Source organism: Paenibacillus sp. MSJ-34 (assembly GCF_018918005.1).
Taxonomy (GTDB): domain Bacteria; phylum Bacillota; class Bacilli; order Paenibacillales; family Paenibacillaceae; genus MSJ-34.
Map to the genome: position 1 here is coordinate 1 of NZ_JAHLPR010000107.1, position 3,000 is coordinate 3,000.

3 protein-coding genes are annotated in these 3,000 nt (G+C 51.3%); all 3 read left to right on the plus strand.

Features of this window, described 5'->3' with window-relative positions; translation table 11 throughout:
- Positions 1-184: 184 nt before the first annotated feature.
- From KQI79_RS27915 to KQI79_RS27145, 3 genes are read left to right on the plus strand one after another with little or no spacing between them, the layout of a single operon-like run.
- A complete protein-coding gene (locus KQI79_RS27915) occupies positions 185-718 on the plus strand; it encodes a DUF6431 domain-containing protein (RefSeq protein WP_144932265.1) in 534 nt (177 codons plus the stop codon).
- 40 nt (positions 719-758) lie between these two features.
- Positions 759-2,111 carry a DDE-type integrase/transposase/recombinase gene (locus KQI79_RS27140; protein ID WP_216541445.1) on the plus strand — a complete coding sequence of 451 codons (1,353 nt, stop codon included), beginning with the start codon at positions 759-761 and terminating at the stop codon, positions 2,109-2,111.
- Positions 2,104-2,904, plus strand: a complete 801-nt coding sequence (locus KQI79_RS27145) for an ExeA family protein (protein WP_144932525.1) — start codon at positions 2,104-2,106, stop codon at positions 2,902-2,904. Before KQI79_RS27140 ends, KQI79_RS27145 begins: the two co-directional genes overlap by 8 nt.
- The last annotated feature ends 96 nt before the right edge of the window (positions 2,905-3,000 follow it).

The window sequence follows — 3,000 nt, forward strand, 5'->3', positions numbered from 1 at the left end:
TGTTTCCGCTGAAGCATAATGCCCGAAAGCTGATGGTATTGCCTGTCCAGGGTTTGACGAATATAATGTCCGTATCACAGTAAAGGAAAAGGATGCCTCCATAAAGCGTAAGCCTGTTCGCGCAGACTCACTAGAGACATCCCTCTCACAAAACATATGATCATTGTATCAAATTACGAGCTGGTTGAGAAGATCCCCGGCGTTTTTTGTTAGGTGTGCAGAAGTCGTCCCTAGTCCTTGTTGTAGCGAGAGTTTATCGGTGATCGGAAGCCGGAGCCGGAAGCTTGTCCATGCTACGGGAGAAAAGAGCGAGTTGGTCATTCGAAGGCTGCGTTGTATCGGCTGCCGGAAAATTCATCACGAGTTACCGGACTGTATTGTGCCTTACAAGCGTTATGAATCAGCATGTGTGGAGAACGTCATCACCTTAGAACCATCGGAAGTAGATGTTGCCGCAGATCACTCTACACTGTTCCGTTGGCGGAGTTGGTTTTGCTCACTTGCTGCGTACTTGCTCGGATGCCTGGAATCTATTGCTATTCGCTTTCATCTAGAGGTTGTGGAGGAATCGTCCGCCCCTTCACAAACTGCACACCATAGTAGATTCGGACGTTACGTCGGCGATGCCTACGGGTGGCTATCCAGAGTTGTCCGCCCCATCGCAAATTCAAATTTATGGGTACATACCCGTTCTGCATTTTTGTCCGAAGCTCCCTGAGATAGACTTGTATCGAATCTATCAGAAGAGGTGCATAGGGATGAAAGATCGAAAGAAAGCGGAACAAATCGCTGCAGAACGTGTGCAACTCCTGGCTCCCCTGCTTACGGAAGGGCTTGATCCGGCAAAGGCAAGGGAAATCAAGCAGAGAATCTGCGAGCAAACCGGAATATCGGAGAGGACATTGCGGCGGTATCTGGCAGCCTACCGGCAAGAAGGCTTCGGCGGGTTAAAGCCGAAGAGTAAAGGGAAACAACTTACGCTCCCCGCCATTGCGCCAGAAATCTTAGAGCAAGCGATCTTATTGCGGCGGGAGGTGCCGAGTCGGAGTGTCGCTCAGATCATTCAGATCATGGAATGGGAAGGCCGCATTCAACCCGGACAAGTCAAACGGAGCACGCTTCAAGAAAAACTAACAGCACACGGTTACAGCACAAGGCATATGCGGATGTACGCAGATTCCGGTGTGGCCGCCCGGCGGTTCCAACAGCGACACCGCAATCGCCTTTGGCACTCGGATTTGAAGTACGGTCCGTATCTGCCTATTGGGCCAAACGGTGCGATGAAACAAGTGTTTCTCGTTACCTTTATCGACGATGCGACGAGGTTTGTGTTGCATGGTGAGTTTTACCCCGTTATGGATAAGACGATCATCGAGGATGGTTTCCGAAAGGCCATTCAGAAGTACGGTGTTCCAGAAACGGTGTACTTCGACAACGGGAAGCAGTATCGCACCAAGTGGATGACGCGGACGTGCTCGAAACTAGGCATTCGTCTTCTTTTTGCAAAGCCGTATTCACCGGAATCAACCGGGAAAGTGGAGCGATTCAATCGGGTGGTAGATGCTTTCCTCAGCGAAGCAGCACTCGAGAAACCAAAGACGCTCGACCGCCTGAATGAGCTGTTTCAGGCCTGGCTTTCGGAATGTTACCAAAACAGATCCCATTCGGCGTTAGAGAATAAACGAAGTCCCGAAACCGCATTTCGAAGTGACAAAAAGGCGCTGCGGTTTGTGGAGCCGGAGATACTCGCCGACGCCTTCCTTCACTGTGAATCTCGCAAAGTAGACAAATCCGGATGCATCAGCTTTATGGATCGCAAATATGAAGTCGGCCTCCCGTTCATCGGATGTACCGTAGATGTGGTGTACGACCCGGCAGACATGACAGAGTTGACGATCGAATACGAGGGTCACGCACCGTGGAAGGTCAAAGAACTTGTGATCGGCGAGCGCGCGGGGAAACGCCCTTCACTGCCGGATCATCTTCAGCCGCTGCCGGCAGATAGGTCAAGACTGCTCACCGCTGCCCAAGAGCGGAGCCATCAGCGCTACACCGAACAAGCGCCAGCGGTCACCTACCGAAGGAAAGGCAAGGTGAATGGCGATGTTTGAAGCATTTTACGAGTTGAGTCGTTCACCATTCTCCAGGGATGTTCCGCCAAGTGAATTGTATGAGTCGGCAATTCTGGAGGAGACGCTCGGGCGCTTAGAGTATGCGGCTGAGCGGCAATGGTTTGCGGTCGTAACCGGTGACTGTGGAACGGGAAAGACAACGACGATTCGACGTTTTACGGAAGAACTGGATGCTGCCAAATTCAAGGTGCTCTACTTGTCAGACTCCAAGCTGACGCCGCGGCATTTCTACAAGGGGCTGCTTGAACAACTCGGTTGTGAGTCGAAATTTTACCGCGGGGATGCCAAGCGTCAACTGCATCGGGAGATCGAACTTATGCGCGGGATCCACGGGCTGCAACCCGTTGTAGTCGTGGACGAAGCCCATCTGTTAGATCGGGAGATGCTAGAAGAGGTTCGCTTCCTACTGAATTTCAAGATGGATGCGCAGAGCCCAATGGCGCTCATCCTCGTAGGGCAAAGTGAACTGTGGGATCGTATTAACCTACAAGCGTACGCCGCGATTCGCCAACGTATCGATCTGCAATGCAAGTTGCCTCATTACGATCGGGCACAAACCGGGGCATACGTTCAAAGACACATGACCTACGCCGGTGCGGAACGAGACATCTTCACGGATGGAGCAATCGACGACATCTATCGCTTCTCTAGCGGAGCAGCTAGGTTAATCAACAAAGTGTGCACGCATTGTTTGATCTACGGTGCTCAGAACAAACACCGCATCATCGACGATCATATGGTTAAAAGAGTGATTCAGGGAGAATTATCATAATTCTCCCTCTCGTATATCCGAAACTGGTCAGATTGACCGTCAATAGCAGGACAACTTACACCGTCAATCTCAGGGCATTATGCGTTAGCATTAACA

Bases quoted from the DNA above. Each gene is read 5' to 3' on its own strand.
- KQI79_RS27140 (WP_216541445.1), top strand. From the start codon at position 759: ATGAAAGATCGAAAGAAAGCGGAACAAATCGCTGCAGAACGTGTGCAA.
- KQI79_RS27145 (WP_144932525.1), top strand. From the start codon at position 2,104: ATGTTTGAAGCATTTTACGAGTTGAGTCGTTCACCATTCTCCAGGGAT.